Consider the following 2,111-nt stretch of genomic DNA (forward strand, 5'->3'; position numbering starts at 1 on the left):
ATCAAGCGTAAAGCTAAGCCTAAAGCAGAGTTTCCAACTGAACAGTCGCTTGATACTTTCATTGGCATCCAAGTAATGAGTTACAATGACCGCTACTTCAACCGAATTCACAAAGGCTTTGGTCAGGTTCAGGACACCTTAGAATCTTACTTTGATTAAATAAATAATAAAAAATCAATCTATGAGAAAGATCTATTTACACAAAAGATTTGACAGTTTCGACATATGGAAGGAGACAAAATCATGGATGATTCTATCAATTTAAATAGTTACAAAGATTCTTTTAACGTTCCTAAGAGAGAATATTCTCAATTAGGTGGTGCTAGAAGTAACAAAACCCGTTTTTCTTACAGAACAGCGGATGATGGTGAAAACTTATTTGGAATTGAGATGGTGCACCATCATGGTGGTCATGGTGGTTCTCATGGTGGCGGCGGTGGTTTTCATGTAGTCGTTGCTTGCTGTGTCTCAGTATCTACTGGTGCAGCTGGGTTAAGAAAAAGAGAACGTAAATAGAGGAGGAAAATAGTTGTCAGCCTTGTAAGGCTGACAACTATTTTAATAAATACTATGGGTTTTATATTAAAAACCAAAGCTTTTGTAAGATTTTATGCTGAGTTAGCTGTTGATAATAAGATCAGCTTGCTTTTTACACTTTTATTTCCAGCAATTTATCAATTGCTCAATTCTGGAACGGGTACAATTACTAACAACAACGATTTTATACAAGTATGTTTGCCAATGATTGCATATATTATTGTAGCAACAGCCTTAAATGGTGTAACTATGTCTATTATTTCAACTAGAAATAGTGGGTATATAAAAGCATATTACTATGCTAGTGGTAGTAGGTGGGCTATCTATTTAGCAAATTTATTTGTTCAATTAGCTATAGTTTTATTAGAGAACATAATTTTTATAATATCATTAATGATATTATATAGGTTCTTTTCTCTTTCACTGTTAGCCACTTTTGTTTTGATGACTTTAATTTCATTCCCTTTTATTGCATTAGAATTCAATATTCTATTTTTGCTTAGAATAAGGGCATCAGATATGTCTATTTTAGCAACTGCATTATTATTAGGGCTTTTATTTTTATTTAATGTTCCTATCCCCAACTTTCTAAAAATTATAGCTGAAATTAATCCTTATATGTTCGTAAGTTCCGTTTTACATGAGTTATTACGACCTAATATTGTAGTTCTTTTTAATGTAATATTCGATTGTATAATATTTGGTTTAGTTGGATTTATTGGGTTTCAGTTTTTTGATCTACAAAATAGGGGGATTAAGAATTGACGATTGAATTAAAAAATATAACGACCGGTTATTCTAAAAATAATGTTTTTGAGAATTTTTCAGGAAAAATTTCTTGTAATAATTTAGTTGTTTTAATGGGAAAAAATGGTGTTGGAAAAAGCACATTATTAGATGTTATTAGTGGATTAAAAAAAATAGATTCAGGCTCTTTATATGGAATTCCCTCTACTAAAGAAATCATGTATATGTTCCAATCTACTCCCTTCTATTCGGATGTTACGGTTAAACAAATGATAGATATGTACAAAAGTTTTGGAAAAACTACTAGCTTCGAAAAATATAAAATTATAAAAATAAAAAATTTTTTCGATGAAAATATTAATCCATTGTTAAACCAATCTCTGGGGGATTTATCTGGAGGTGAAGCAAAACTAGTGTTTACATATGCATCTGCAATGGTGCCTAAATCACTATATTTATTTGACGAGCCACTTTCTGGAGTTGATCCAGAAAATCGAATTAAAATTATTAAGTTATTGGAAGAACTTGGACGAAAAGTACCAGTTCTTATTACTTCACATGAAATTTTACCATTTAAAAATATTAATTGTACTTTAAAGTATTTATCGACCCACAGATTTATTTTTTCTGGTAGCTATGCCCAGTTGACTAAAAAATATGGTGCAACGCCTGAAGAAGCATTTCTTAATTTAACTCAAGAAATGAGAAAGGAAAATAAAGGATATGAATAAGAATATTACATACAGAGTTGCTCAGTTCGCTATATATGAATTGGATAATCAATCATGGGTGCTACAAACAACAGAGCGTATTAATATTATTAAAAA

The 2,111-nt window shown here is 30.7% G+C and carries 3 protein-coding genes and 1 pseudogene; all 4 read left to right on the forward strand.

The window, feature by feature from the left end:
- Nucleotides 1–159 (forward strand): annotated as a pseudogene (locus HMPREF0518_RS09545) (IS256 family transposase); the annotation flags it as partial.
- Nucleotides 160–243: 84 nt separating this feature from the next.
- The gene (locus tag HMPREF0518_RS00715) at nucleotides 244–516 is read left to right on the forward strand and encodes a hypothetical protein (RefSeq protein WP_020828930.1); all 273 of its coding nucleotides are present in this window, start codon (nucleotides 244–246) and stop codon (nucleotides 514–516) included.
- Between the two features lie 54 nt (nucleotides 517–570).
- Nucleotides 571–1,302, forward strand: a complete 732-nt coding sequence (locus HMPREF0518_RS00720) for a hypothetical protein (RefSeq protein ID WP_003625061.1) — start codon at nucleotides 571–573, stop codon at nucleotides 1,300–1,302.
- The gene (locus HMPREF0518_RS00725) at nucleotides 1,299–2,015 is read left to right on the forward strand and encodes an ATP-binding cassette domain-containing protein (protein WP_003625063.1); all 717 of its coding nucleotides are present in this window, start codon (nucleotides 1,299–1,301) and stop codon (nucleotides 2,013–2,015) included. The genes HMPREF0518_RS00720 and HMPREF0518_RS00725 overlap by 4 nt, the downstream gene beginning before the upstream one ends.
- The last annotated feature ends 96 nt before the right edge of the window (nucleotides 2,016–2,111 follow it).

Origin of the sequence: Lactobacillus helveticus DSM 20075 = CGMCC 1.1877, from assembly GCF_000160855.1 — a bacterium.
Taxonomy (GTDB): Bacteria; Bacillota; Bacilli; order Lactobacillales; family Lactobacillaceae; genus Lactobacillus; species Lactobacillus helveticus.